Consider the following 24,538-nt stretch of genomic DNA (forward strand, 5'->3'; position numbering starts at 1 on the left):
TGACGAAGTGCGAGGGCGTGAGCGTGCCGACCGATTTCTGCGTGACGGCGGCGGTCGTCCTGCGGCAGGTGTTCCCGTACGACGCGGCGACGGTCTTCTTCCTGGGAGAGGACGGCCGCCTCTCCAACGTTCGCCTACTGGGGGTGAGCCGCACGCTCGCACGCGAGTACGTGGAGCGCTACATGGTCGCACGAGGGCGCCTACTCGGTCGAGCGCGCCGCGCGCGACATCGGCGTGCTCGAGTCGCGCCTGCACGGCGACCCCTACCGTCCGGCCGTACTGGACTGGTCGCGCGAGCCGCACGACACACGGTTCTGGCGCGAGTACGTGTCGCGCCTGCGCACGCGCTGGTCCGTGGGCTCCTGCCTGTACGACCCGCAGGGTCGCGCCCGCGTCGTGCTCGCGTTCGACCGCGGGGAGCGGGGGCACGCCCCCACGCCGACCGAGCTCGAAGTACTCACGGTCTGCAACCGGCACATCAACGCGCTGTACCGCAATTTTTACGTGGAGCCGCCACGGGACCCGGGCGCGGGCCTGACGGACCTGGTCACGGCGCCAGCGGACGCCCGCGCGGGCGACGCGGCCGCAGCCGGCCATGACGGTGGGCCCGCCAGCGACGCGGCACGCCTGACCCCGCGCGAGAAGTCCGTGGGCTATGAGCTGGTGCAGGGCCACTCGCCCAAGCAGGTGGCGCAGGTGCTCGGCGTGAGCCGCGCCACGGTGTACAAGCACATGGAACACATGCACCACAAGCTGGGCGTCAACAACCAGGCCGCGCTCATCCAGCGGCTGAACCTCATGTTCTCGCGAGGCGACGGCTAGCCGCGCGGACGCATGGGACGGGGCGCCCGCAGCCGAGGGCGCACGTTCTTCTTACCTAAGAAGCCAACGTAAAGAAGGGGGCATCCATGGGATACCTTGATGGAAAGGTGGCCGTGATCACGGGGTCCGGCCAGGGGATCGGCAGGGGCATCGCCCTGTTCATGGCGAGCGAGGGCGCCAAGGTCGTGACGAACAACAGGAAGCCGCTCGACCGCGCGAGGCTGCGCGACCAGTACGCGGACCTGCCCGAGGAGGAGCGCGAGCGCGTCATCAGCATGCGCGGCGACGCCCAGTCCGTCGCGGACGAGATCCGCGCGGCCGGTGGCGAGGCCACGCCGTTCTTTGGCGACGTGAGCGACTACGACACGGCGGGCCGGCTGATCCAGACGGCGCTGGACGCGTACGGCCGCATAGACATTCTGGTCAACAACGCGGCCGGCCTGGGGCAGGGCACGATCCTCAACACGGACGAGAAGAGCTGGGACTACCAGACGCACGCCAAGATGAAGGGCGCCTACAACACCATGCACCACGCGGCGCCGCACATGGTAAAGCAGGGCGGCGGCACCATCCTCAACAGCGCGTCCAACGCGTGGGTGGGCATCGCGAACCTCTGCGCGTACAGCGCGGGCAACGCCGGCCTGGTGGGACTCACCAAGGCGGCCGCGCAGGAGCTCGCGCGCGATGGCGTCACGGTCAACGCGTACTGCCCGCGCGCGACCTCGCCCGGCCACGTGGCGGAGTTCACGCGCACGGTGCGCACGCTCGGCGCGGCCATCGGCGAGGGGCACCTGGACAAGGCCAAGCTCGCGGCCGTGGAGGCGGAGCACGCCGACCCCGTCTACCTGGCTCCCTTCCTCGCGTACCTGTGCGGCGACGACTGCCGCGACATCACGGGCCAGGTGTTTGGCCTGTCCGCCTCCGGCAAGATCGAGTGGTACTCCGCGCCGCAGATCGTGAGCGAGGTGCACCGCGAGTTCGGCCACTGGACCATGGCGGAGCTTGAGCAGCAGATGCCCAAGACCATCCTGCGCGCCGTGCGCTCGCAGGCCACGGCCGACACCTGGGACAGCAAGGACGGCGCCGCCGCGAGCGTGCCGCACACGCTGTTCGACCGCGGCGAGCGCGTGGCCGACGACGTCTTCCACGGCGCGGCCTTCGTCAACATGATCCAGGGCCTCAAGGACCCGAGCGGCAGCTCCGTGGGCGTGGTCACCTTCGCGCCGGGCGCCCACAACGACTGGCACACGCACCACGGCAGGCAGGTCCTCATGGTGACTGACGGCCAGGGCGTGTACCAGGAGCGCGGCAAGCAGGCGCGGCTGCTCAACCCCGGCGACGTCGTGGTGGTGGAGCCGGGCGTGGAGCACTGGCACGGCGCCGCTCCCACGAGCTGGTTCTCGCACGTGGGGATGATCCTGGGCGAGGCCGTGCCCACCACCGCGGGCCCGGAGCTCGCACGCGAGGACTATCTCGCGGCCTGCGAGGGTGCCTCCGCCCAGGAGGCGTAGCGGGGGAGAAACACGCGCGTTACCCGGCTGGGGTACCCTCGTGACTGCCGCGGGCTCGGAATCGGACCGGGCCTGACGCGGCACGATGATTCGGGAGGGCGTCGCATGAGGGGTTGGACCGCGCTGGGAGAGGCCATCGGATCGCACATGTGGCTCGTCTCGCCCGTATGCGTGGCCATCGGCGTGCTCTTTCCCACGCAGGTCGACGTGCTCAACCGCGTCGTGGTTGCCCTCTTCGCGTTCATGACGTTCCAGGGGTCGCTCACCAACCGGTTCAGCAACCTGGGGCAGACGGCGCGGCACCCGCTGCCGATGCTCGCGATCCTGGCGCTTTCCGCCGTGGCCATGCCGGTGCTCGCGTGCGCGCTGGGATGGCTGTGCTTTGGGTCTGACGCCAACCTGGTCACGGGCGTCGTACTCGAGTTCTGCGTGCCTGTGGCCGTGGTCTCGACCATGTGGGTGGGCATGAGCTCCGGCGACATGGCGCTTGGCCTGGGGACGCTGCTGGTTTCCACGGTCCTCTCGCCCGTGACCATCCCGCTCACGCTCAAGCTGCTGCTCGGCCAGACCGTGCAGGTGGACGTTGCCACCATGATGTTTGACATGCTGGTCGAGATCGCGCTGCCCGCCCTGGCCGGCGTCGCGATAAACGACCTCACGCGCGGGTGGGGGAGGCGGGTGCTCTCGCCCGCGCTCATGCCCGCCGCGCGCATCACCATCATGCTGGTCATCATCGCCAACTCCACCGGCATCTCCAGCTACATGACGCACCTCACGCCCACGCTTGTGGCGGTTGCGATATTTATCTGCCTGTTCTCGAGCTCCGGCTACGTGGTGGGCTACCTTGCGGCGCGTCTGCTGCGCGAGCCGCGCGCAGAGGCCGTCACGGCCACCTTCCAGGTCGGCATGCGCAACATCTCCGCGGGCGCGGTGCTGGCGCAGCAGTTCTTCCCTCCCGAGGTGATGTTCCCCGTGGTGGCGGGCACGCTGTTCCAGCAGATCCTCGCGTCCATCTGCAAGATCGTGGTGGGCCGCGTCCTGGGCGAGGGCGATACCGAGGGCGATGCCGAGGGCAATGCCCTCCAGGAGGCATAGGCGGGGGAGAAGGACGGCTTCCTCGGCTGGCATGACAGCGCACGGCGCTCGTCGCGAACCGGTTGCATCGTCTATCCTTTGTAGACGCCAATGGTCGCCGTGCTTGCTTTGTGGCATGCGTTGCAACAATGCAAGCATGAATGCATCTTGGGACGCTGTGTCTGGAGATTGTCATGGTGCTATCGGAAGGAAGAGTGCACATGGAGGACAGCCGCAACCTCATGGTCAAGCCCAGCAGCGAGGCCCAGCAGGAAGAGGTGCACCGCCGCCTTCGGGAGTACAACCGCCCCTTCTTTAAGGACGAGAAGGACTTCAGCTTCCACGTGGAGCACGACGGGCGGATCGTGGCCGGCATCGTGGCGGGCAGCACCTACCAGACGCTCGAGGTCGACTTCCTGTTTGTGGACGAGGACTTCCGCGGACAGGGGCTCGGCAGCCTGCTGCTGCGCACGGCCGAGGATCGGGCACGGGCCGCGGGCATCCGCCACGTGCTGCTCAACACGTACAGCTTCCAGGCGCCCGGCTTCTACCGCAAGGAGGGCTACACGGAGCTCTTCCGCATCGACAATTGCCTTGGGCCGCACAGCCAACACTTCTTCTGGAAGGACCTCGCCTAGAGCTGCGGCGTGGCATCGCGCGTTCTTCTCGCCCTGTCGATGAGCCAGTAGAGAAGCGCGCCCATAACGTAGCTTGCGACGTCCGCCCAGTCGCTGGTGCTGGGCTTGAGGAGGGGCGCCACGAACTCCCAGAAGAGGCCGCAGCCAAACATGTAGGCGGCCGTGACCCAAGGGGAGCGGATGCGTGCGCCGGGGCGCACCACGTCGAACAGGCAGTTGGTGTACGCCATGAACGCCATGCCGCACAGGACGTCGTTCAGGTGGCCGCGCACGAGCCAGGATGCGAGTGGGGGCAGCGCCAGGGGCTTGAGCAGCAGGTTGTTGAGGGTGTAGAGGGCAAAGCCAACCGCGAGGACCGTCAGGTCCCGGCGCAGCGGCGCGCGGGCGACGTGGAGACGCGGCCTAGCCAAGCTCGGAGAAGAGCAGCAGTCCCGCCGCGATGCCAAACGCTATCACCATGATCCACCAACAACCGCCGTGCTCTCCGCTTGCCATGGCTGCCCCCTTCCAAACCACGCACCATGATAGCCGAACGCACGCTCGCCGGCCGCTAGCGCTCGCGGAGCACGGAGCCTGCGGGCCCGCCGTCGCCTGCACCGTCGGCCGGCACCAGCTCCCACACGCGGCTGCAGGCGGCCGCGACCATCCGCGCGTCGTGCGAGACGAGCACCACCGCGCCGGGGAAGCCCGCGAGCAGCCGCTCGAGCGCCTGGACGGAGTGCAGGTCGAGGTGGTTGCCCGGCTCGTCCATCACGAGGAGCTGCGGCGAGCGGAGCGACGCCAGCGCCAGCACGAGCTTGCGGAGCTCGCCCGGGCTGGGCATGTCCGTGGCCAGGAGTGCCTCCGGTTCCGAGTTCAGCTGCGCCACGACGGAAAGGACCTTGCCCTTCTCGCCCGGCGAGAGCTCGCGCAGCCGGCGCATGGCGTCCCGCGCCGCGGCGGGGGAGAGCTCCTGCGGCACGTACACCATGGGCACGTCGCCCGGCACGCGGCGTACCAGCTCGCGCACGAGCGTGGACTTGCCCGTGCCGTTGGGCCCCACCAGGCCGATGTGGTCGCCGGAGCCCACAAAGAGCTCGGGCACGCGCACGCCCGGCACGCCGTCAGTACCCGTACCAGCGGCGATGCCAGAAACCACACTGCCGTCAAACGGCACCAGCCCCTCGGGCACGCTCACCAGCACGCTGCGGCGCGAGCGCTCCCCAAACACGGGCACGTCCCCGTCGTAGCTCTTCTCCACCGTCGCGGCGGCCGCCTGCGCCGCCGCGGAGCCTATGCGCGCGTCCAGCGTCTTGGTCAGGTGCGTGGCGTGCCCGTCCTTGCCGGAGACGATGGCGCGGCCTATGCGCTCGCGGGCGTCGTGGTCGCCGGGCGCGAGCCCGCGGCGGCTCCGCAGGGACTTGGAGCGCGAAGCCTCCTCCACGCGGCGCTGGCGCTCCTGGGCAAGGCGGCGCTCCTCGCGGCGGGCGCTCTCGTGGAGCGACGCGGCGGTCGCGGCCTCGCGCGCCGCCTGGGCGGACGCCTCCGTGTAGTTGCCGGGGCGCAGGCGCACCTCGCCTCCCTCAAAGCAGGCGCACTGCGTGACCAGCGCGTCCAGCAGCTCGCGGTCGTGCGAGACCAACAGCCCCACGCCGCCGAATCCGCGCAGCGCCGCGAGGATCCGCCCGCGCGTTGGTGCGTCCACGTGGTTGGTCGGCTCGTCCATCACGAGCACGTCCGGCCGCAGCCACAGCGCCACGGCCACCTGCAGGCGCTTCTGCTGCCCGCACGAGAGCTCCGCGTAGCGCCAGGGCCAGTCGTCCCCGATGCCCAGCTCTTCGCGCAGGCGCACGGCCTCGCGGTCCCACGCGCAGGCAAAGTCCTCCAGCCCCGCGGGCGCGACTGACGAGTCCTGCTCGCAGTAGCCTCCAACAAGGCCGGACGGCCCCACGCTCCCCGAGGTAGGCGCCATGAGTCCCGCCGCGATCCTCGCGAGCGTGGACTTGCCGCAGCCGTTGTCGCCAACGACGCCGGTCCACCCCTGGGGAAGGGCGAGCGTCACGCCGTGCAGCACCTCTCGTGCGCTGCCGGCATAGGTGTGGTGAATGTTGGTAAGGTTGAGTTGCATGAGGGACCTCTCGGACGCAGCCCGGCGGCCGGGGCGCCAACGGCGCCGGCAATCGACATGAAGGTGCCGGGCAATGGGCAGTTTCGCGCCAACGCGCGCTGTGCCCCAATGGGGCGCGTCCTACTTGCGCAAGGTCCTCTCCCATCTCTCGGCCGGCTTGCCAAAGGCCGACCCAACTCACAGACGCACACTCTATCACGCCGTCTCCCACGCACGCAACACTGAACAACAAAAGAGGGCGAGCGAGAAGAACAAGGCCCGGGAGCAGCGCTTTGCTCCCGGGTCCCGCCGTCTTGCTCTTCTCGCCCAACGTCTTGCGGTCTGCGCCGCTGGCGTCTACTCGTCGCCGAAGCTGATGCCCAGCATCCTGGCCTCGCGCACGAGGTCGCTCTTGGGGTCGACGTACTTGAGCTTGCCTGCGATCTGCTCCAGGGGAACGCGGCACATCTTGCCGGCGACCTTGGCGATCATGTAGCCGTACTCGCCCTTGAGGAAGCCGCGTGCCGCCTCGACGCCGCACTGCGTGGCGTAGATCCTGTCCTGCGCGTCCGGCTGGCCGCCGCGCTGCGTGTGGCCCGGCACCGCCACGCGGACCTCCTTGCCCGTGCGGGCGGCGACCTCCTCCGCGATGTCGTAGGCGACGGAGGGCTTCACGCGCTTCGCGACCTTGGCCTTGTAGTCCTTCTTGGGCATGGCGGCCTCCTCCTTGGAGATGGCCCCCTCCGCGCACACGATGATCGAGAACCTGCCGCCGTTCTTCTCGCGCTTCTCGATGGCCTTGACCACGTTGTCCATCTCGTAGGGGATCTCGGGGATGAGGATGACGTCCGCGCCGCCCGCGACGCCGGCGTACAGCGGGATCCAGCCGACCTTGTGGCCCATGATCTCGATCACGAAGACGCGGCCGTGCGAGCTCGCGGTGGTGTGGATGTCGTCGATGCAGCGCGTGGCGACGTCGATGGCGCTCGTGAAGCCAAACGTGATGTCCGTGCCGTAGGTGTCGTTGTCGATGGTCTTGGGCAGGCAGATGATGTTGAGGCCCTCCTGCGCAAGGCGGTTGGCCGTCTTGATGGAGCCGTTGCCGCCCAGAACGAAGAGGCAGTCCAGCTTGAGCGACTTGTAGGTCTTCTTCATGGCGGGGACCTTCTGGACGCCGTCCGCCTCGGGGATGTCGATGCGCTTGAACGGCGTGCGGCTGGTGCCCAGGATGGTGCCGCCCAGCGTGAGGACGCCGCTGAAGTCCTTCCAGTTCATCATGCGGTAGCGCTTGTAGATGAGTCCCTGGTAGCCGTCCTCGAAGCCGTAGATCTCGACACCCTCCTTGGTGTTGTTGTATACGGTCTTGACGATGGCGCGCATGGTGGCGTTGAGCGCCTGGCAGTCCCCGCCGCTGGTGAGCAGTCCGATCCTGAGCATGGATCCCCCTTACCTGTCGCGCCCGTAACGGCGGCCGCGACCCTCTGCATGGCACCCCGCGACCTGGCGTTGCCGCGGGTCCTCTTCTGTAAGGATTATTGCGCGTTTTCGTTTGCTGCGTAACCTTGGGAATCGGTTCATTATGGAAACCTTGCACTGTCTGCCATTCGCCCCCGTTGGGTAGGTTGTAACTGTCGGTTACATTTGCCTGCCGGGCGCACCGCCCGCGGGCGCACATGCCGGGAGGTTGCCCCATGGAAGCAAGGGACGTGCAGACGGCACGGGAGGCGGGGCAGCGTGCCCTCGCGAGCCTCCGAGAGGCGCAAAAGGCCCTCGACAGCGCCCGCAACTGGGGCTTTGTGGACATCCTGGGTGGTGGGCTCGTCACGAGCCTCGTCAAGCACTCGCGCATGGACGATGCGTCGGACGCGATCGAGCGCGCCCAGACGGACCTCCGGGCCTTCGCGTACGCGCTGAGGGACGTCTCCGGACTCACGGGCGTGCGCCTGGAGCGCGACGGCGTGCTGGAGGCGTTCGACGTCCTTCTCGACAACTCCATTTCGGACCTCTTTGTCCAGTCGCACATCGAGGACGCCCGCAGCCAGGTCAACACGGCCATCTCGCGCGTGACGGCCATCCTGGCGGAGCTGGGGCAGGAAGACGCAAGCTCTGGCGCCGGCTCCAGACCGCGCGGCGCGCGGTAGGGGGTGCCCATGGATGAGCTCGAGGCGAGGCCAGAAACGCGACGGCGGGGGAGAGGAACGCGCGGCAGGCTGCTGGCGGCCATCGGCTGGCTGGTGCTGGGCGTCGCGTTCGAGATCCTGGTCGCGGTGCCGATAGAGCTCCTCAAGCTCGACTGGACCCTCTCCATCGAGGTCGCCGTGGCCGTGTTCATGGCGGTGGGCGTGTGCGTGCTGGGCGCGCGGCGCTACCTCAGGCCGTCTGCGGCGGCGTTTCGCGAGGCGTGGCACCTGGGCTGGCCCATCATCTTCACGAGCGTGGCCCTCACGATGCTGCAGCTGGTGGGCTACGTGCAGGACGGAACGCACCTCTCTTCCAACTGGCTGCCCATGACCCTCTACTACGTGGTGTTCTGCCTCGCCATCGGCGTGTACGAGGAGTGCTGCGTGCGCGGCGTGGTGCAGATGGGCCTGCTCTCGCGCCTGGGCGGCAGCCGCCGCGGCATGGCCGTGGCCATCACGATTTCGGCCGTCTTCTTTGGCTGCCTCCACATCGACTGGACCACACTCGACTACCACGGCGCGCTCCAGGTGGCGCAGGCCGTGCTCAAGGTGGGACAGACCGGCGTGTACGGCGCGGTGCTCTCCGTGGCGGTGCTGAAGAGCCAGAACCTCACGGGCGCGATCCTGTTCCACGCGCTGGACGACTTCACCGTGATGGTGGTGCCGTACGCGCTCTTTGGCGAGGCGCTCAGCACCAACTACGTGTCCTCCGGACGCGAGGACGCGATCTACTCCATCGTCATGTACGCGACGCTCATCGTGCTGTACCTGCCCTCGCTCGCGCGCGCCATCAGGCAGGCGAGGCGGCTCCCCATGCCACAACGTGGCGGTTTCGTGAGGGAGAAGGACGACGACACCGGCGGCGAGCCGCCCGTGCCGGCGGGTCTGGACGGGGCTGCGACCACGGGTGGCCCGAGCCACGCCGCGTGGCTGGAACCTGACGAATCCACAGGTCAAGCGCCTGACAACCCGTGGGGCAGCCTGTAGCGCAGCTGCGGCCCAAGGGCCTGGTACGGCGGTGGGCCCGCGTTCTTCTCGCCCACATGCGCCTATGGCGCGCCTAATGTAATGGGAGTTTTAGCTTAGCTGCAGTTGTATGGCGTTACGTTCTGCTAACATTGCGCTTGCAATTTGGTTTCGCCCGCAGGTGCGAGGCTTGCAGGACTGCGTGGCGTCGTGAAAGGCTACCCATAGATGAGTCGTGTGTCGCGCAAGGAAGACGCGTTCTTCCTCATGTTCCAGGAGTTCAGCAAGATGACCTCCGAGGCCGCCGAGCTCTTCCTGGACATCGTGCAGAACTATGACAAGCTGTCGTACCGCATCCCCGAGCTAAAGGAGTACGAGACGAGGGGTGACGAGCAGGTCAGCAAGATCATGACCACGCTCAACAACTCGTTCATCACGCCGTTCGACCGCGAGGACATCAGCGCGCTCGCCCTCAAGATGGACGACATTCTGGACGGGCTCGAGAACGTGTCCGCGCGCTTCAAGCTGTACGACATCGACCACATGCGCCCCGAGGCCATCGAGATGGCCAAGCTCATCCTGGAGGCGACGCTCGACCTGGACCACGCCTTCGCGAAGTTCCCGGACTTCAAGAAGGACGAGTCGCTCCTGAAGGAGACCAAGGCCGCCAACGACGCCGAGGACAGGGGGGACGTGGTCTACCGCGACGGCCTGGCCACCATCTTCCGCTCCGACCTCCACACGGTGGACATCCTCAAGTGGAAGAGCCTGCTGGACAAGTTGGAGAACACGTTGGACGCGTGCAAGAACGTGGCCAACGAAATCCAGAATGTCATCGTGAAAAATGGTTAGCGCGCTCCTGATCTGCGTGCTGGCGGCCGCCCTGGTGTTCGAGTTCATCAACGGCTTCCACGACACCGCCAACGCCATCGCGACCACGGTCTACACCAAGGCGCTGCCGCTGCGCGTGGCCATCCTCATGTCCGCCACGATGAACTTCATCGGCGCGTTCACGAGCGAGAAGGTCGCCATGACCATCGCCGCGGGCATCGTGAACATCAACCTCCAGCTCTACGTGATCCTCGCGGCGCTCGTGGGCGCCATCCTGTGGGACCTCTTCACCTGGTGGCGCTCCATCCCCAGCTCGTCCTCGCACGCGCTCATCGGGAGCCTCATCGGGGCGACCATCGTCTTCACGCGCTCCACGGCGCACATCAAGTGGGAGGGCGTGCTCGACAAGGTCGTGATCCCGCTCTTCACGTCACCGCTCATCGGCATGGCGCTGGGCTACCTGTTCATGAAGCTCGTGTTCGAGCTCTTCGCCAACTGGCACCCCATGAAGGCCAACTGGCTGTTCCACCGCATGCAGATCCTCTCCGCGGCGTTCATGGCGTACAGCCACGGCAACAACGACGCCCAGAAGACCATGGGCATCATCACGCTGGCCCTGGTGACGGCTGGCCTGGCCGACCCCGCCGCCGGCATCCCCATTTGGGTCAAGATCATGTGCGCCTGCACCATGGCGCTGGGCACCTCCATCGGCGGCGGCCGCATCATGCGCACCGTGGGCGACGGCGTGACCAAGCTGAACCCGGTCATCGGCTTCGTGGCCGAGACCTCCTCCGCCATCGCGATCGAGACCATGACCGCCCTGGGCGCGCCCGTATCGACCACGCAGGTCATCACCACGTCCATCATGGGCGCCGGCTCCGCGCGCCGTCGCAGCTCCGTGCGCTGGGGCGTGGCCCGCAAAATCATGAGCGCCTGGTTCGTGACGCTTCCCGTCACCATCGTGCTCGGCGGGTGCTGTGCGGCGCTCATCGGCCTCGTGCTGGGGTAGCATGCGGTTGGCATCCGCTTTCTAGCAGGAGCGAACGCTCTTCTCGCCCGTGGGCCGTGTGCCCGCGGGCATTTTTGTGCCGCACGCCGCCTGAAACCGCACGGTAACGGGCATTGCGTAACATGCTTATCTACTTGTTGTTCTTATATAGACGCATGCGATCTGGAAGGGTTGCTGATGAGCAGACAGGCAGACGTTCTGACCATGCCGCGCGAGAGGATCGAGCAGGTCCAGCTGGAGGGGCTTCGCAAGACCGCGGTCCATTGCTACGAGGATATCCCGTTCTACCACAGGAGCTTTGACGAGGCCGGGTTCGACCCGTACTCCATCACGAGCCTGGACGACCTGCGCCGCGCGCCCTTTGTGACCAAGCAGGACCTGCGCGACAACTACCCCTACGGCCTGGTGGGCGTGGACCGCAAGGACGTGCGCGAGGTCCACATGTCGTCGGGCACCACGGGCGTGGCCACGGTGGCCGCGTACACGGAGCCCGACCTCAAGTCGTGGTCGGAGTGCTTCGAGCGCGCCTTCGAGTTCGCGGGCGCCGGTCCCGAGGACGTGTGCCAGATCTGCTACGGCTATGGCCTCTTCACGGGCGGCCTGGGCGCGCACTACGGCTCGCTCCAGTCCGGCGCGACCGTCATCCCCATAAGCGCCGGCAACACGGAGCGCCAGATCCGCGTGCTGCGCGAGATGGGCTCCACCGTGCTCGAGTGCACGCCCAGCTACGCCATGCACATCGCGGACACGGCGCTGGCCATGGGGGTCGACCCCGCGAGGGACTTCCACCTCAAGGTGGGCATCCATGGCGCCGAGGCCTTCAGCGACAACTTCCGCCGCGAGCTGGAGCGCAAGCTCAACTACAAGGTGCTCGACATCTACGGCCTCACGGAGACGGGCGGCCCCGGCCTCGCGGTGGAGTGCCTGGAGCAGAACGGCCTGCACATCGCGGAGGACCACTTCCTGTGCGAGGTGATCGACCCCGCCACGGGCGAGGTCCTGCCCGACGGCGAGTGGGGCGAGCTGGTGGTGACCACGCTCGACCGCCAGGCCAGCCCCGTGGTGCGCTACCGCACGCGCGACATCACGCGCATCCTGCCTGGCGAGTGCCCCTGCGGCTGCACGCACCGGCGCATCGACCGCCTGCAGGGCCGCACGGACGACATGCTGATCATCCGCGGCGTCAACGTGTTCCCCAGCCAGATAGAGAACGTGATGAAGACGTTCGCGGAGGTATCCTCGTGGTACCAGATCGAGCTCACCACCAAGAACTACCTGGACGTCGCCACGCTCAAGGTGGAGGCCAACCCGGACTTCGACATCGACTCCACGGGCGCCATCGAGGAGCTGCAGCGTCGCATCCAGGCCGCGCTCAAGACCGCGCTCAGCGTGGGCATCCGCGTGCGCCTGGTGGAGCCCATGTCCATCCAGCGCTCCGAGGGCAAGGCCAAGCGCATCGTCGACCTCAGGGGGGAGAACCTGCAATGATCGATCAGCTCACCGTCTTCCTGGAGAACTCCGAGGGCCGGCTCGCCAAGCTCTGCCGCGCCATCGCGGACGCCGGCATCGACATGAAGGCCCTCACAATCGCGGACACGCCCGAATACGGCGTGGTGCGCATCATCTGCGACGAGCCCGAGCGCGCCCGCGACTACCTGGACGAGAAGGGCTACCGCGCCATGGTCACGAAGGTGGCCGCGATCGAGGTCCCCAACAAGCCCGGCGGCCTGGCGGACCTCCTTGGCGTGCTGGACGACCTGGACATCCCCGTGGAGTACGGCTACTGCTTCAGTACCGCGGGCGACCGCGCGATCGACATCCTCAAGATTCGCATCCCGTCCGAGGCCTCCAAGGCCGTGTTCAAGCTGGAGGAGTCCGGCTTCAGGGTGCTGACGGCAGCCGACCTCTAGCGAGAAGGGCGGCGTGCCGGCGCCGCTAGTTGTGCACGTAGACCGTGTCGCCCACGCGCACGAGCTTGTAGAGCTCCGCGGCGCGCGCCGGCGGCAGGTTGACGCAGCCGTGGCTGCCGGCGTACGCGTAGATGCTGCCGCCGAAGCTGCCACGCCAGCTCGCGTCGTGCAGACCCACGGAGTTGCCGATGAACGGCATCCAGTAGTTGACGTGGCTGATGTAGTCCGGCTCGCCGTCGTGGTCCTCGTCCGCGCCCACGAGCTTCTCGTCCGTGCGCTTGGCGTTTATCTTGAACGTGCCGGTGGGCGTGCCGTTGCCCTCGCTCGTGTTGCCGCTCACGATGTACGAGCGCCAGATCACGCTGCCGTCGGAGTCGTACATGCGCGCGTACTGCGTCTTGAGGTTCACGTCGATGTGGCGGCCGCGGTCCTCGTGCCCAGCGGACTCGGGAGGGCGAGTGCCCACGACGCTGAGCGGCACCTCCACGGCGTCGTCGCTGCCCGCCTCGAGCCTGCTTGCGATAGTCTTTGCGAGCCCGGCGGAGTCGATGGCGTAGTCGTGCTCCTCGTCCGACTTGGCGACCCTCTTGGCGAGCGCGTCCTTTGCCCACGTGGCGATGGCGTCCTGGTCGACCGTGACGGAGAGGTCGTCCGCGACCCTGACCCAGCCCGCTGAAGTCGCGGGCTCCACGGTGGCGAGCGCCTTGCCGTCATGCGTGAGCGGGATGGCATGTCCCACCAGCGCGTTTGCCCTGGCCGCGGCGTCGGTCACGGCCTTGCTGGTGCTGGGGAGCGTTGGCTGCGACAGCGCGGCGCTTCCGATCGTGGTGGAGGTGCGCAGGGTTGAGGCGCTCTTCTCGACCGCCTTGGCGACGGCCGTGGCGTCGAGCGCCGTGCCGACGGACTCCTTCTTCACCACGAACTTGCCGGCGTCCTTGTCGTAGGCGACGGTCGCGTTCTGCGGGGGCGTTGCCGTCTGGTTGTGGGCGTCCACGGCTTCCTTTACCTTGGCTGCGAGCCTGTCTGCGTCGTACGAGACCGTCGTGGCGACCTCGAGGTGCCTGGGCGAGGCGAGGTCGAGCGCCCAGCGGGCGGGGTCCGTCTGGGCCTTGGCCTTGCGGGCGTAGGCGGCGGGGCTCACGTCGAGGTCGACGTCCGCCGCCGTGAGCGTGAGGTCGAGCCCCTGGCCGGTCACGTGCGTTGACCAGGCGCTGGAATTCTTGCGGACACGTGACGCGAGCTGGGACTCCGTGAGGTTGGACACGTCCGAGCCGTTGACGGTGGTCCCGGGGACGAAGTGTCTCGTGTAGTACTGGGCGCCGGCGACCTCCGCGCACGCGAGCGCGAGGGCCACGGCGCCTGCGGCGATGGCGACGCGCCTGCCGCGGTGCGGGTGGGCCTTGGCGTCGCGTTTTGGGCTGGCGTCCGTCGCGTTAGCGGACGGCGCCATGTGGCTTGCGTGCCTGGGAGCGGTGCTCCCCGCGGCTGCCTTGCCGCCGGCGTTTTCGTCTCTGTGCTCCGTCACGTCCGGGCTCCCTTCGCCCCTGTGCCCTGCGCGTGCTGCGTATCGAGAGATTGTAGCTGAAGGCAAGGTAAAGGTTAGGCTCCGTGCGGGACGCGGGCGCCAGGCATGGCGGTTGCCGCTGGTGTGGTGCGATGCCTACGAGATGGAGGCGAGGGCGTCCCGAAGGACCTTGCAGGAGGAACGCATCGCCTTCTTCTCCTCCTCCGAAAGCTCGAGGGTCAGGATCTCCTTGATGCCGTTGCGGCCGAGGATGCAGGGGACGCCGACGGAGACGCCCTCCTCGCCGTACTCGCCCTCCAGGTGGACGGAGAGCGGGGTGACGAGGCGCTCGTTGTGGAGGATGGACGCGATGAGCATGGCCACGACCGCGCCGATGCCAAACTCCGTGGAACCCTTGCCCGCCACGATGGTGCCGCCCGCCTTGTGGACCTTCTCCGTGAGGTACGCGTGATCGAGCTTGCTCTGGAGTTCGGGGTGGCTGCGCTGGTACTCGTCGAGCGAGATGCCGCCGATGGTGACGTGCGTGCGCGGGATGAACGACGAGTCGCCGTGCTCGCCCATCACGAAGGCGTCCACCTGGTCGCGGTCCACGTCCACGATGCTCGCGATGTGGCGGCGCAGGCGGACGGTGTCGAGCGACGTGCCCGTGCTGAAGACGTGCGTGCGCGGCAGGTCGAGGTTGCGGTAGAAGTACTCCGCCACGACGTCCGCAGGGTTGGAAACGCAGATGAGGAAGCCGCTGAAGCCGGACTTGGCGATGGGGTCCACGATGCCGCCCAGGATCTTGAACGTGCTCTGGAGCATCTGGAGGCGCGACTCGCCGGGGCGCCTGCTGCGGCCCGCCGTCATCACGATGAAGCTCGCGTCCTTGCAGTCGTCGTAGGTGCCCACGCGGATCTTGACGTGGCGGTGCGTGGCCGTGAGCATGTCCTTAAGGTCCTCGACCTGGGCGTTTGCGGCGGCCTCGTTGATGTCCAGGAACACGATCTCCTCGGCGTACTGTCCCACCATGAGGTTGAGTGCCACGTGGCTGCCGACGTTGCCGGCTCCGATGATGACTACCTTGCGCGTGAAATCCATTGTCCTTCTCGCTTTCTCCCTCGAACGGGCATATCATCCGTCCCATTTTGGGGTTTTGTGAATGCCACGGTGGTGAAAATAAGAAATTGGCCGTTTACGGTCAGATTCATGCAGCTCACGGTTGTGGGGTTGACGTGTGCGGAATTCGCGTTAGCCATACGCGATGCCTCTATCGCGCATGGGCGTACTCTGTCACTTGTGGCCAATTCTTCCGGCGCAAGCCCTAACGGACGCCTTTGGGGCATTATAAGTACGACAAGGTTTACTAAAGGAAGGTTGAAGATGACTTCTGACGCGTCGCAGCATGAGCAGACGCTCGCGGATATAGAGATCGGCCAGACCGTCACCATCACGACCGTGGGAGGGGAGGGCGCCCTGCGGCAGCACTTCCTGGATATGGGCGTGATTCCCGGTGCTGACATTACGTTGGAGAAGTACGCGCCCATGGGGGACCCGATGGAGTTCCGCGTGCACGGCTACCAGCTCACGCTCCGCGTGGCCGATGCCAAAAAGATAGGCGTGTGCAAGCCGCGCCACGCGCCGTCCGGGCCAAGGCAGGGCGCCGCCAAGCACCCCGTGCGCCACCCGGGCCTCGGCGAGGACGGCCTGCCCAGCAAGGTGGACGTCCGCACGAGGGACCACTCGCACCCGGTCCCCGAGGGGGAGGTGTTGCGCTTTGCGCTCGCAGGCAACCAGAACTGCGGCAAGACGACGCTCTTCAACCAGCTCACGGGCGCCAACCAGCATGTGGGCAACTTTCCGGGCGTCACCGTTGACCGCAAGAGCGGCGCCATCAAGGGCCACCCGAACACGGACGTGACGGACCTGCCGGGCATCTACTCGCTCTCGCCGTACAGCCCGGAGGAGCTCGTCAGCCGCGAGTACATCCTGAACGAGAACCCCAACGGCATCATCAACATCGTCGACGCCACCAACATCGAGCGCAACCTGTACCTAACGATGCAGCTCATGGAGCTCGACAAGCCCATGGTGCTCGCGCTCAACATGATGGACGAGGTCCAGGGCAACGGCGGCACCATCGACGTCAACCTCATGGAGGACATGCTGGGGATCCCCGTCGTGCCCATCTCCGCCGTCAAGGGCGAGGGCGTGGACGAGCTCGTGCGCCACGCCATCCACGTGGCGCGCTACCAGGAGCTCCCGGGCCGGCAGGACTTCTGCGACCCCACGGACCACGGCGGAGCCGTGCACCGCTGCCTGCACGCGATCATGCACCTGATAGAGGACCACGCCCAGCGCGCGCACATCCCCATACGCTTTGCCGCGTCCAAGCTGGTCGAGGGCGACAGCCACGTGATAGAGTCCCTCGGGCTCGAGCAGAACGAGCTCGACGCCGTGGAGCACATCGTGCGCCAGATGGAGGAGGAGCGCGGTCTGGACCGCGCCGCCGCCATGGCCGACATGCGCTTCTCGTTTATCGAGAAGATCGTGTCCGCCGCGGTCGTGAAGCCGCACGAGTCCCGCGAGCGCGAGCGCAGCCAGAGGATAGACCGCGTCCTCACGGGCCGCTGGACCGCCATCCCCATGTTCGTGCTCATCATGGCGGCCGTGTTCTTCCTCACGTTCAACGTGATCGGCCTCTTCCTGCAGAACCTGGTGCAGGCGGGCGTGGACGCGCTCACGCACGCGACCGACGTGGCGCTCACATCCGCGGGCGTGAACCCCGTCATACACTCGCTGGTCATCGGCGGCGTCTTCAACGCCGTGGGCACCGTGCTCCCCATCGCGCCCATCATCGTGACCATGTTCTTCTTCCTGTCGCTGCTGGAGGACACGGGCTACATGGCGCGCGTCGCGTTCTTCATGGACAAGCTGCTGCGCAAGATCGGCCTCTCCGGCCGCTCCATCGTACCCATGCTCGTGGGCTTTGGCTGCACCGTCCCCGCCGTCATGTCCGCGCGCACGCTGCCCTCGGAGCGCGACCGCAAGCTCACCATCGCGCTCACGCCGTTCATGAGCTGCTCAACCAAGCTCACGATATACGGCTACTTTGCTGCCGCCTTCTTCCCGGGCAGGGGAGGCATCGTGGTGCTCTGCCTGTACCTGCTGGGCATCGCGGTGGGCGTGCTCATCGCGCTCATCACGCACAAGACCATCGACAAGGCCGAGGCCGTGCCCTTCGTGATGGAGCTGCCCAACTACCGCCTGCCCAGTGCACGCTCCGTCCTCATGCTCATGTGGGAGAAGACCAAGGACTTCCTGCGCCGTGCCTTTACCGTGGTCTTCGCGGCGGCCGTCGTCGTATGGTTCCTCCAGAGCTTCAGCCCCACCCTCACGCTCGTCAAGAGCGAGGGCGACTCCATGCTCGCGGCGATCGGCGCCTGGCTCGCCCCGATCTTCTCGCCCCTGGGCTTTGGCGACTGGCGCATCGCGACGGCCCTCATCGCGGGCTTCATGGCCAAGGAGATCGTGGTCGCCACGCTCTCCGTCCTCTTTGGCTCCACGGCACAGCTGCTCGCCGCGCTGACGCCACTCTCCGTGGTGTCGCTGCTGGTCTTCTGCCTGCTCTACACGCCGTGCGTGGCCGCCATCGCCGCCATCCGCCGCGAGCTGGGCGGCAAGTGGGCGCTGGGCATCGTCGTGTTCCAGTGCGTCGTGGCCTACCTGGTCGCCTTCCTGGTGCACGCCATCGGCCTGCTCCTGGGCTTCGCGTAGGGGAGAAAGACGTGGCATCCTGGCTTGCGCCATGTTAGAATGTCGGAAAGTAGGAAATTCCGACTTTCGACGGAGGGCAGGATGCTCGCGACGCTCAAGGACAAGGGCCAGGTCACGATCCCCAAGAAGGTGGTCAACGAGTTGGGCCTCGTGTCTGGCGATACGTTCGACGTCTACGTCGAGGACGGTGAGATTCGCTTTGTCCCAGTGGTCATCCGTCCCAAACGGGAGGTGGAGCGCCTGGAGCGTCTTGCCAGTGAGGCCGAGGCTCAGCTGGCCCACGGCGAGCTTCCCGTGTACGATGACGCGGAGAGCGCCATCGAAAGCCTGCATAGGGCGGGATGATGGCATACGGGCTTGTGCTCGCGCCCTCGTTTAGGAAGGCGTACGCGAAGCTGGAACGGCAGGAACAGGCATTAGTCGAGCGTAAGATGGTTATTCTTGCCAGCGACCCTTGGCATCCATCCCTGAGGGTGAAGCACATCCAAGCGTCAAATGAATTTGAGTGCAGCGTCAATATGGACATTAGAATCGCCTTCAGGTTTGAAGGCGATTGTCTTATCCTCCTGCTGGACGTAGACCATCATGACAAGTTGCTTCACAGACGTACGAGGAAACGACAATAGCTTCTTTCATTTACTTGTTATGGAGGGGAGAAGACCGTGGCGAGCCTGGCAGACATGCTGTCCCAACAGACGGAGGACCAGCTGATCCTGGTTGACCTGCTCGACCGGCCGCGGGGCAGCATTGGCAAGCTCGCGTGCCACCAGCAGGGCAGGCTGCACCGTGCGTTCTCGCTCTTCCTGTACCGTGAGCGCAACGACGCGATCGAGCTGCTCGTCCAGCGCCGCGCGGAGGGCAAGTACCACTCCGGTGGCCTCTTGGCGAACTCCGTCTGTTCGCACCCGCGGGTCGGTGAGTCCCTCGAGCAGGCCGTGCCGCGCCGCCTCACGCAGGAGCTTGGCGTTCCCGCGAAGACGGCCCAGGGTCTCCGTTACCGCGAGGCCGGTTCCTTCGTCTATCGCACCAGGTTCGCGAACGGCCTGACGGAGTACGAGTACGACCACGTCTTCGTGGCGGAGTTCGAGGGTTCCCTCGAGGACGGGACCCTCGCGCCAGACCCGGAGGAGGTCGCGGCGGTCGCGTGGGTCGACGCGGAGGAGCTGCTCGTGGACCTGCAGGCGCGCCCCTCCCGCTACGCGAGCTGGTTCCTCACGGCGGCGCCGATGGCCATGTGCGCAATCGCGCCCAACGGCTAGCCTTTCGTATCGGGCTGGCCGGCCAGCCCCAGCTCCACCCGCGCCACCTCCGTGTATGTGAGCTCACCGCCCGCCGGGTGGTGGCTCCACATGAGCGAGATCGCTTCCACGGGCATCGCCTGCGGACCCGCCGTGCCGCGGCCAGCGTCCAGCTCCAGGCTCACGCGGGCGAGAAGGTCGTCCATGTCGCCCGCGGCCTCCCCGGGACGCACGCGGCATCCGCGTGCGAGCGTGAGGTGCGGCGTGTAGGCGCCTGCCTCCAGGGCGATGCCATGCGCGGCGAGCGCCGCGGCAAGGTCAGCCTGCAGCCCCAGGAGCTGCCGACGTCCCTCACGCTCTGCATCGGGCACGCCGGCCACGCCCTGCCACACGATGCCGCCGCGCCGCTTGCCAAAGCAGCCCAGGTCCCCAAGCCAGATCCTGAAGGGCGCGCCGCCCCCGTCCGCAAACTTCCGAGCCGCGTCGTGCATGGCCGCGAGCGCGCTGGCCTCGCCCTCCGCGTCGAGCTCGCCCAGGAAGGCGAGCGTGAGGTGGAGGTTTGCGGCCGCGGTGGGCTTGCCCTTCGCGAGGTGGGGGAGAATCGCCCGTTGCGCGCGCAGGAGCTCCGCCCGTGCGGCGTCGTCCGGCAGCACCGCAATAAACAGCCGCCTGCGCGTCGGGCGGGCGCCATCCAAGGCCGCTGCGTCCTTCTCGCCCTGTGCATCGCCACCGTTCATAGATATCTCCCATGCATATGCAAAAGCGACTACAGGCATTCATAAAAAGTATGCCAAACAACTGGTATGTGGTTTCACATACCATGATGCAACATTTTGAGTCGGTGGTATTCGATACCAAATACAAGTTGGGACACAGAGCTGGTACTTTGATTGCAACTTGTGCTTAACACTTGGAAATCGAATTTGCAACCTCAAAAATTCAATATAACGCTAGCAGAGAAAAACGAATCATATCTGTCCGAAACCGCTATTATTCGGTACGTAATGGGTTCGGTAGTGCGAAAAGAGCGCGGGTGCGATGTGCGCCGCAGGATGGCCGTTCCCCGCGCCGGAAGGTAGGCGACACACGATGGCAACGCCAGACATCGTCTTTGCGAGGATCGACAACCGGCTCGTCCACGGTCAGGTGGGTGCCGCTTGGGTGGGCTCCATACCCAACTGCAACCTCATCGTCGTCGCGAACGACGATGCCGCTGCCGACCCCGTCCAGCAGTCCCTCATGAAGCTCACGGCGGACGCCGCGGGCGTAGGCATCAGGTTCTTCACCATCCAGAAGACCATCAACGTCATTGGCAAGGCCAGCGCCCGCCAGCACATCTTCATCGTTGCCAAGACGCCCGCGGACATGCGCAAGCTCGTCGAGGGCGGCGTCCCCATCAAGGAGGTCAACATCGGCAACATGCACGCCTCCGGGGACAAGCGCGTCTTCCACGACCAGCACGTCTACGTGGACGACCAGGACCTCGCGGACCTCAAGGCCATCCAGGACCACGGCACCAAGGTCTACATCCAGCTCATGCCGACCGGTCGCAAGGTCGAGGACCTGGGCCTCTAGGCAACGGCGCGGGGACGGACGCGCCCCCAGCCTTTAATAAAACTCCATAGCACGCACTGACATTCGTCGCTTATTGGGGTCCTTCTCCCATGGGGGAGGGGGACTGGGGATAGGGAGGAAGCATGCAACTTACACTTGTGCAAGGGCTTCTGCTGTTCATAGTTGGCGCCATATGCCAATTCGATCAGCAGACCGAGGCCTTCTATTGGTTCAGGCCAATGGTCGCCTCGTTCTTCACGGGCATCATCCTTGGCAACGTCGAGCTCGGCGTCACCTGCGGTGCCGTGACCGAGCTTGCCTACCTGGGCATGACCAACGTCGGCGGCACGGTGCCGCCCGACCCGCTGTTCGCCGGCATCATGACCGTCGTCCTCGCGTTTACGACGGGCAAGTCCGCCGAGACGGCGCTGGGGCTCTCGTACCCCTTCGCACTTCTCGCCCAGGGAATCGGCATCCTCTTCAAGACGGTCTACTCCTTCGTGCCGCACAAGCTCGACAAGTACGCGGCAGAGGCTGACGTCAAGCACTTCAACGGCCTCATCTGGGGCGTCACGATCTTCGAGGCTGTGTTCTGCGGCTTCGTCATCTTCCTCTGCACCTACGCGCTGCAGGCGCCCATCCAGGCGTTCGTCAACTCGTTCCCCACGTGGGTCACGCACGGGCTCGAGATCGCCGGCGGTGTGCTTCCCGCGGTCGGCCTCGCGATGCTGCTGCTCAGCACGCTGAAGCCCGAGACCTATCCGTACCTGTTCATCGGCTTCATCATGGCGACGTTCCTCAAGATGCCCAACGTGCTGCCCGTGGCTATCGTCGGCGCGGCGCTCGCGGCGATCGACTACCGCTACCAGAAGCGCTTTGACGAGTGCGGTACTGCTGCAATAGACGACGGAGGCGACTCTGATGGCATCTAATCCCACCAACAAGAAGGGCGAGCCCCTCAAGACGCTCAGCAAGAAGGACATCACCCAGCTCGGCATCAACTCGCTCACCGAGCAGATCGCGTTCTCTTTCGAGCGCATGCAGGCGCCTGGCTGGACCATGAACATGATCCCGGGCTTCAAGAAGATCTACGGGGACTCCAAGGAGGACCTCAGCGAGTTCATGACCTACAACATGGAGTTCATGAACACCGAGCCGCACATGGCGACGCTGCTGCAGGGTATGGTCCTCGCCATGGAGGAGAAGGGCACGGACCGCAAGCTCATCTCCAGCGTGCGTAACGGCCTCTTTGGCCCCATGGCCGGCATCGGCGACTCCCTGTTCTGGTACACCGTGCTGCCCATCACGGCGGGCATCGCGTGCTCGCTCGCAAAGTCGGGCTCCGTGCTCGGCCCGCTGGTCTTTATTGCGATCTACCTGGTCGTCGGCTTCTCGCGCATCTGGTTCGCGCACCTGGGCTACAACCTGGGCTCCAAGGCCGTCGAGAAGGTCGGCACCGCGACCAAGTACCTCACCGGCGCCGCGGGCATCCTCGGCACGACGGTCATCGGCGCGTTGATCCCGAGCTACGTCACGGTCGAGTTCCAGAAGAAGCTCGTCTTTGGCGTCGGCTCCACTACGGTCCAGTCGGTCTTCAACCAGCTGCTGCCCAACGTGCTTCCGCTGGCGACCGTGTTCCTGATCTACTGGCTGTTCAAGAAGAAGCACGTCAACACCATCGCCGTCATCGGCGGGGTCATCGTGTTCGGCCTGCTGATGTCGCTGCTCAACTGGATGTAGCGGACGTCCGGCAGACGCATTAGGTTCCATGGTCGCGGGACCTCGCACGCGGGGTGCGGGGTCCCGCACGTTTTCGCGCCCCGTCGGGCGCGTTGGGAGGGTCTTATGGTAGGCATCATCGTCACGGGCCACGGCAACTTTGCCTCGGGCATCACGAGCGCGCTCGAACTCATCGTCGGCCCGCAGGTCGCGTACGAGGCAATCGACTTCACGTCTCTTGCCGGCACGGCGGAGCTTGAGAAGAACATGAGCTCGGCGCTGGAGAGGCTCCGCTCGCGCGAGGACGTGGACGGCGTGCTCGTCCTGTGCGACCTCGTGGGCGGCACGCCCTTCAAGACGGCCGCCACGCTGTGCGTGCCCCTGGGCGACGTGCGCGTGGTCGCGGGCGTCAACCTGGGCGGGCTCGTCGAGTGCGTGACGCAGCGCGACGCGGTGACGGGCCTGGACGACCTCACGAAGCTCGCCAAGGACGCGATGCAGGCGTCCGTCGTGCAGTTCGAGCTCGCGGCGCCGGAGCCCGAGGAGGACGACGACTTCTCGGACGGCATCTAGGCCGCGCACGCAACGTCGCCGCACGCGAGAGGGGCCGCTGGCCGGATGCGTTCCGACCGGCGGCCCCTCGTCCTTCTCGTCCGCGTACGTGCTTACGCCTGTCTGAGCCTCTGGCTAGAGCAGGGGCATGACGTCCTTGATGCGGTCCGTCTTGCTGGGGGCGCACTTCTTGTACTCCGACATGAGGGGGAAGTCGTCCCAGCGGCCGAGGGCGTCGGTGGCGTGGTGCGCGATGACCTGGAAGAACGGCAGCATGTAGAGCGGGGAGAGCGTAGGCTCGCCGATGGCGCCCACGTTGGCGCGGAAGGCGTTGGGGTCAGCCGGCGCGTCGGCGTCGCCGCAGGTCACGAGGTACGTGTGGTCCGTGATGCAGCTGCAGGCGCGGTAGAGCTCGTGGGCGCGACGGGAGCCGCGGTTCATGTCGTCCACCACGAAGACCGTGCGCGTGGGGTCGAGCTGCAGGTTGGGGCCGTGGTTGAACTCCTCGGCCTCGAGCGCGAACGAGGGGACCTTCATGGTCTCGCCAAACTTGAGCGCGCCCTCGCATGCGATGCCGTAGGCCTGGTCGAAGCCGATGACGTAGTTGGTCTGGATCGAGAGCATGTCCTTGATGTGCGCGGCGTAGAACTCCTCCGTGGCGGCCTGGACCGCCCTGTGGCGCTCCGGCGCGAGCTCGAGCTCGTCCACGATGCGGCCGTACGCGGCGTCGTCAAGCCTGCCCAGGTCGTAGGCGGCCTCGAGCGAGAAGAGCATGAGGAACAGGGCGAGCGTCGTCACGCCCTTGGTGACGTAGCCCACGTACTCCGTGCCCACACCGTAGTCGACCACGAGGTCCGCGTGGTCGCGGAAGTCGGAGTCGAGGTTGCCCGTGACGCCGATGGCGCGACGGCCCGCCCCGCGCAGGCGGTCGAGCGCCTCGAGCGAGTTGGTGGAGCAGCCGGACTGCGAGATGACGAAGCACAGCGTGTTGGCGCCGGGGAGGAAGTCCGAGGTGAGGAACGCGCCGGGCGTGGTGACGACGACCGGGGCCTGCAGGCACTTGCGCATGAACGGCGCGGCGCAGCGGCTCGCGTTGGCGCTCGACCCGCACGCGATCACGAGCACGGAGTCGTACTTGCCGCGGGCGAACTCGTCCACCAGCGGCCC

Annotated in this window: 24 protein-coding genes; 17 read left to right on the forward strand and 7 right to left on the reverse strand. The window is 66.5% G+C overall.

Annotated elements, in window-relative coordinates; genetic code table 11:
• Window positions 1–234 precede the first annotated feature (234 nt).
• From ACI38Z_RS07115 to ACI38Z_RS07130, 4 genes are all read left to right on the forward strand, one after another.
• On the forward strand, window positions 235–822 hold the full coding sequence (locus tag ACI38Z_RS07115; protein ID WP_439789495.1) for a helix-turn-helix transcriptional regulator: 588 nt from the start codon (window positions 235–237) through the stop codon (window positions 820–822).
• Between the two features lie 86 nt (window positions 823–908).
• Entirely contained in the window at window positions 909–2,333 is a 1,425-nt protein-coding gene (locus tag ACI38Z_RS07120) for an SDR family NAD(P)-dependent oxidoreductase (RefSeq protein ID WP_439789496.1), read from the forward strand.
• A 105-nt stretch (window positions 2,334–2,438) separates the two neighbouring features.
• Complete coding sequence (locus tag ACI38Z_RS07125; RefSeq protein WP_439789497.1) at window positions 2,439–3,428, forward strand: bile acid:sodium symporter family protein; 990 nt, start codon at window positions 2,439–2,441, stop codon at window positions 3,426–3,428.
• 200 nt (window positions 3,429–3,628) lie between these two features.
• Window positions 3,629–4,045 carry a GNAT family N-acetyltransferase gene (locus ACI38Z_RS07130; protein ID WP_439789498.1) on the forward strand — a complete coding sequence of 139 codons (417 nt, stop codon included), beginning with the start codon at window positions 3,629–3,631 and terminating at the stop codon, window positions 4,043–4,045.
• Here ACI38Z_RS07130 and ACI38Z_RS07135 read toward each other — a convergent pair.
• The 3 genes from ACI38Z_RS07135 to ACI38Z_RS07145 all read right to left on the reverse strand — a co-directional run bounded on the left by ACI38Z_RS07135 (window position 4,042) and on the right by ACI38Z_RS07145 (window position 7,568).
• The gene (locus tag ACI38Z_RS07135) at window positions 4,042–4,455 is read right to left on the reverse strand and encodes a hypothetical protein (RefSeq protein WP_439789499.1); all 414 of its coding nucleotides are present in this window, start codon (window positions 4,453–4,455) and stop codon (window positions 4,042–4,044) included. The two genes, ACI38Z_RS07130 and ACI38Z_RS07135, sit on opposite strands and share 4 nt — an antisense overlap.
• Window positions 4,456–4,595: 140 nt before the next feature.
• On the reverse strand, window positions 4,596–6,152 hold the full coding sequence (locus ACI38Z_RS07140; protein WP_439789500.1) for an ATP-binding cassette domain-containing protein: 1,557 nt from the start codon (window positions 6,150–6,152) through the stop codon (window positions 4,596–4,598).
• A gap of 336 nt (window positions 6,153–6,488) precedes the next feature.
• A complete protein-coding gene (locus ACI38Z_RS07145) occupies window positions 6,489–7,568 on the reverse strand; it encodes a 6-phosphofructokinase (protein WP_439789501.1) in 1,080 nt (359 codons plus the stop codon).
• Window positions 7,569–7,822: 254 nt separating this feature from the next.
• Here ACI38Z_RS07145 and ACI38Z_RS07150 point away from each other — a divergent pair, with 254 nt between their 5' ends.
• The 6 genes from ACI38Z_RS07150 (at window position 7,823) to ACI38Z_RS07175 (ending at window position 13,027) form a co-directional block, all read left to right on the forward strand.
• On the forward strand, window positions 7,823–8,272 hold the full coding sequence (locus tag ACI38Z_RS07150) for a hypothetical protein (protein ID WP_439789502.1): 450 nt from the start codon (window positions 7,823–7,825) through the stop codon (window positions 8,270–8,272).
• Window positions 8,273–8,281: 9 nt separating this feature from the next.
• Window positions 8,282–9,298, forward strand: a complete 1,017-nt coding sequence (locus ACI38Z_RS07155; RefSeq protein WP_439789503.1) for a lysostaphin resistance A-like protein — start codon at window positions 8,282–8,284, stop codon at window positions 9,296–9,298.
• Between the two features lie 207 nt (window positions 9,299–9,505).
• Window positions 9,506–10,129, forward strand: a complete 624-nt coding sequence (locus ACI38Z_RS07160) for a DUF47 domain-containing protein (RefSeq protein ID WP_439789504.1) — start codon at window positions 9,506–9,508, stop codon at window positions 10,127–10,129.
• Window positions 10,122–11,117, forward strand: a complete 996-nt coding sequence (locus tag ACI38Z_RS07165) for an inorganic phosphate transporter (protein WP_439789505.1) — start codon at window positions 10,122–10,124, stop codon at window positions 11,115–11,117. Before ACI38Z_RS07160 ends, ACI38Z_RS07165 begins: the two co-directional genes overlap by 8 nt.
• Before the next feature lie 177 nt (window positions 11,118–11,294).
• The gene (locus ACI38Z_RS07170) at window positions 11,295–12,605 is read left to right on the forward strand and encodes a phenylacetate--CoA ligase family protein (RefSeq protein ID WP_439789506.1); all 1,311 of its coding nucleotides are present in this window, start codon (window positions 11,295–11,297) and stop codon (window positions 12,603–12,605) included.
• A complete protein-coding gene (locus ACI38Z_RS07175; protein ID WP_439789507.1) occupies window positions 12,602–13,027 on the forward strand; it encodes a hypothetical protein in 426 nt (141 codons plus the stop codon). Before ACI38Z_RS07170 ends, ACI38Z_RS07175 begins: the two co-directional genes overlap by 4 nt.
• Window positions 13,028–13,052: 25 nt before the next feature.
• On the opposite strand, the gene ACI38Z_RS07180 is transcribed toward ACI38Z_RS07175, so the two are convergent.
• Both ACI38Z_RS07180 and ACI38Z_RS07185 read right to left on the reverse strand, forming a co-directional pair.
• Window positions 13,053–14,552: a L,D-transpeptidase family protein gene (locus ACI38Z_RS07180; protein WP_439789508.1), complete on the reverse strand. Its 1,500-nt coding sequence runs from the start codon at window positions 14,550–14,552 to the stop codon at window positions 13,053–13,055.
• Between the two features lie 135 nt (window positions 14,553–14,687).
• Window positions 14,688–15,632, reverse strand: a complete 945-nt coding sequence (locus ACI38Z_RS07185) for an L-lactate dehydrogenase (RefSeq protein WP_439789509.1) — start codon at window positions 15,630–15,632, stop codon at window positions 14,688–14,690.
• A gap of 282 nt (window positions 15,633–15,914) precedes the next feature.
• Between ACI38Z_RS07185 and feoB the strand changes: the two genes are divergently transcribed.
• The 3 genes from feoB (at window position 15,915) to idi (ending at window position 19,567) form a co-directional block, all read left to right on the forward strand.
• Window positions 15,915–18,308, forward strand: coding sequence for a ferrous iron transport protein B (gene feoB, locus ACI38Z_RS07190; RefSeq protein WP_439789510.1), 2,394 nt, complete (start codon window positions 15,915–15,917; stop codon window positions 18,306–18,308).
• An 81-nt stretch (window positions 18,309–18,389) separates the two neighbouring features.
• The gene (locus ACI38Z_RS07195) at window positions 18,390–18,653 is read left to right on the forward strand and encodes an AbrB/MazE/SpoVT family DNA-binding domain-containing protein (protein WP_439789511.1); all 264 of its coding nucleotides are present in this window, start codon (window positions 18,390–18,392) and stop codon (window positions 18,651–18,653) included.
• 317 nt (window positions 18,654–18,970) lie between these two features.
• Window positions 18,971–19,567 carry an isopentenyl-diphosphate Delta-isomerase gene (gene idi / locus ACI38Z_RS07200; RefSeq protein WP_439789512.1) on the forward strand — a complete coding sequence of 199 codons (597 nt, stop codon included), beginning with the start codon at window positions 18,971–18,973 and terminating at the stop codon, window positions 19,565–19,567.
• Here idi and thpR read toward each other — a convergent pair.
• Window positions 19,564–20,283 (reverse strand): RNA 2',3'-cyclic phosphodiesterase, encoded by a 720-nt coding sequence (thpR, locus tag ACI38Z_RS07205; RefSeq protein ID WP_439789513.1) that lies wholly within the window; start codon window positions 20,281–20,283, stop codon window positions 19,564–19,566. The genes idi and thpR overlap by 4 nt on opposite strands.
• A gap of 352 nt (window positions 20,284–20,635) precedes the next feature.
• Between thpR and agaB the strand changes: the two genes are divergently transcribed.
• The 4 genes from agaB to ACI38Z_RS07225 all read left to right on the forward strand — a co-directional run bounded on the left by agaB (window position 20,636) and on the right by ACI38Z_RS07225 (window position 23,392).
• A complete protein-coding gene (gene agaB, locus ACI38Z_RS07210) occupies window positions 20,636–21,121 on the forward strand; it encodes a PTS galactosamine transporter subunit IIB (RefSeq protein WP_439789514.1) in 486 nt (161 codons plus the stop codon).
• A gap of 122 nt (window positions 21,122–21,243) precedes the next feature.
• The gene (locus ACI38Z_RS07215) at window positions 21,244–22,032 is read left to right on the forward strand and encodes a PTS mannose/fructose/sorbose/N-acetylgalactosamine transporter subunit IIC (protein WP_439789515.1); all 789 of its coding nucleotides are present in this window, start codon (window positions 21,244–21,246) and stop codon (window positions 22,030–22,032) included.
• A complete protein-coding gene (locus tag ACI38Z_RS07220) occupies window positions 22,022–22,840 on the forward strand; it encodes a PTS system mannose/fructose/sorbose family transporter subunit IID (protein WP_439789516.1) in 819 nt (272 codons plus the stop codon). The genes ACI38Z_RS07215 and ACI38Z_RS07220 overlap by 11 nt, the downstream gene beginning before the upstream one ends.
• A gap of 105 nt (window positions 22,841–22,945) precedes the next feature.
• Window positions 22,946–23,392 carry a hypothetical protein gene (locus ACI38Z_RS07225; protein WP_439789517.1) on the forward strand — a complete coding sequence of 149 codons (447 nt, stop codon included), beginning with the start codon at window positions 22,946–22,948 and terminating at the stop codon, window positions 23,390–23,392.
• 114 nt (window positions 23,393–23,506) lie between these two features.
• Here the strand turns inward: ACI38Z_RS07225 and ACI38Z_RS07230 are convergent.
• Window positions 23,507–24,538 (reverse strand): SIS domain-containing protein (locus ACI38Z_RS07230; RefSeq protein WP_439789518.1); only part of this gene is annotated, 1,032 nt, incomplete at its 5' end.

The organism is Parafannyhessea sp., from assembly GCF_051876455.1.
GTDB lineage: Bacteria > Actinomycetota > Coriobacteriia > Coriobacteriales > Atopobiaceae > Parafannyhessea.

What these genes read in the sequence shown, in the direction of transcription:
- ACI38Z_RS07195 (WP_439789511.1), top strand. Translation starts at nt 18,390, where the DNA reads ATGCTCGCGACGCTCAAGGACAAGGGCCAGGTCACGATCCCCAAGAAG.
- ACI38Z_RS07130 (WP_439789498.1), top strand. Translation starts at nt 3,629, where the DNA reads ATGGAGGACAGCCGCAACCTCATGGTCAAGCCCAGCAGCGAGGCCCAG.
- ACI38Z_RS07150 (WP_439789502.1), top strand. Translation starts at nt 7,823, where the DNA reads ATGGAAGCAAGGGACGTGCAGACGGCACGGGAGGCGGGGCAGCGTGCC.
- ACI38Z_RS07215 (WP_439789515.1), top strand. Translation starts at nt 21,244, where the DNA reads ATGCAACTTACACTTGTGCAAGGGCTTCTGCTGTTCATAGTTGGCGCC.
- ACI38Z_RS07170 (WP_439789506.1), top strand. Translation starts at nt 11,295, where the DNA reads ATGAGCAGACAGGCAGACGTTCTGACCATGCCGCGCGAGAGGATCGAG.
- ACI38Z_RS07120 (WP_439789496.1), top strand. Translation starts at nt 909, where the DNA reads ATGGGATACCTTGATGGAAAGGTGGCCGTGATCACGGGGTCCGGCCAG.
- ACI38Z_RS07160 (WP_439789504.1), top strand. Translation starts at nt 9,506, where the DNA reads ATGAGTCGTGTGTCGCGCAAGGAAGACGCGTTCTTCCTCATGTTCCAG.
- thpR (WP_439789513.1), bottom strand. Translation starts at nt 20,283, where the DNA reads ATGAACGGTGGCGATGCACAGGGCGAGAAGGACGCAGCGGCCTTGGAT.
- ACI38Z_RS07125 (WP_439789497.1), top strand. Translation starts at nt 2,439, where the DNA reads ATGAGGGGTTGGACCGCGCTGGGAGAGGCCATCGGATCGCACATGTGG.
- ACI38Z_RS07155 (WP_439789503.1), top strand. Translation starts at nt 8,282, where the DNA reads ATGGATGAGCTCGAGGCGAGGCCAGAAACGCGACGGCGGGGGAGAGGA.
- ACI38Z_RS07165 (WP_439789505.1), top strand. Translation starts at nt 10,122, where the DNA reads ATGGTTAGCGCGCTCCTGATCTGCGTGCTGGCGGCCGCCCTGGTGTTC.
- ACI38Z_RS07175 (WP_439789507.1), top strand. Translation starts at nt 12,602, where the DNA reads ATGATCGATCAGCTCACCGTCTTCCTGGAGAACTCCGAGGGCCGGCTC.
- agaB (WP_439789514.1), top strand. Translation starts at nt 20,636, where the DNA reads ATGGCAACGCCAGACATCGTCTTTGCGAGGATCGACAACCGGCTCGTC.
- ACI38Z_RS07185 (WP_439789509.1), bottom strand. Translation starts at nt 15,632, where the DNA reads ATGGATTTCACGCGCAAGGTAGTCATCATCGGAGCCGGCAACGTCGGC.
- ACI38Z_RS07225 (WP_439789517.1), top strand. Translation starts at nt 22,946, where the DNA reads ATGGTAGGCATCATCGTCACGGGCCACGGCAACTTTGCCTCGGGCATC.
- ACI38Z_RS07140 (WP_439789500.1), bottom strand. Translation starts at nt 6,152, where the DNA reads ATGCAACTCAACCTTACCAACATTCACCACACCTATGCCGGCAGCGCA.
- feoB (WP_439789510.1), top strand. Translation starts at nt 15,915, where the DNA reads ATGACTTCTGACGCGTCGCAGCATGAGCAGACGCTCGCGGATATAGAG.
- ACI38Z_RS07145 (WP_439789501.1), bottom strand. Translation starts at nt 7,568, where the DNA reads ATGCTCAGGATCGGACTGCTCACCAGCGGCGGGGACTGCCAGGCGCTC.
- ACI38Z_RS07220 (WP_439789516.1), top strand. Translation starts at nt 22,022, where the DNA reads ATGGCATCTAATCCCACCAACAAGAAGGGCGAGCCCCTCAAGACGCTC.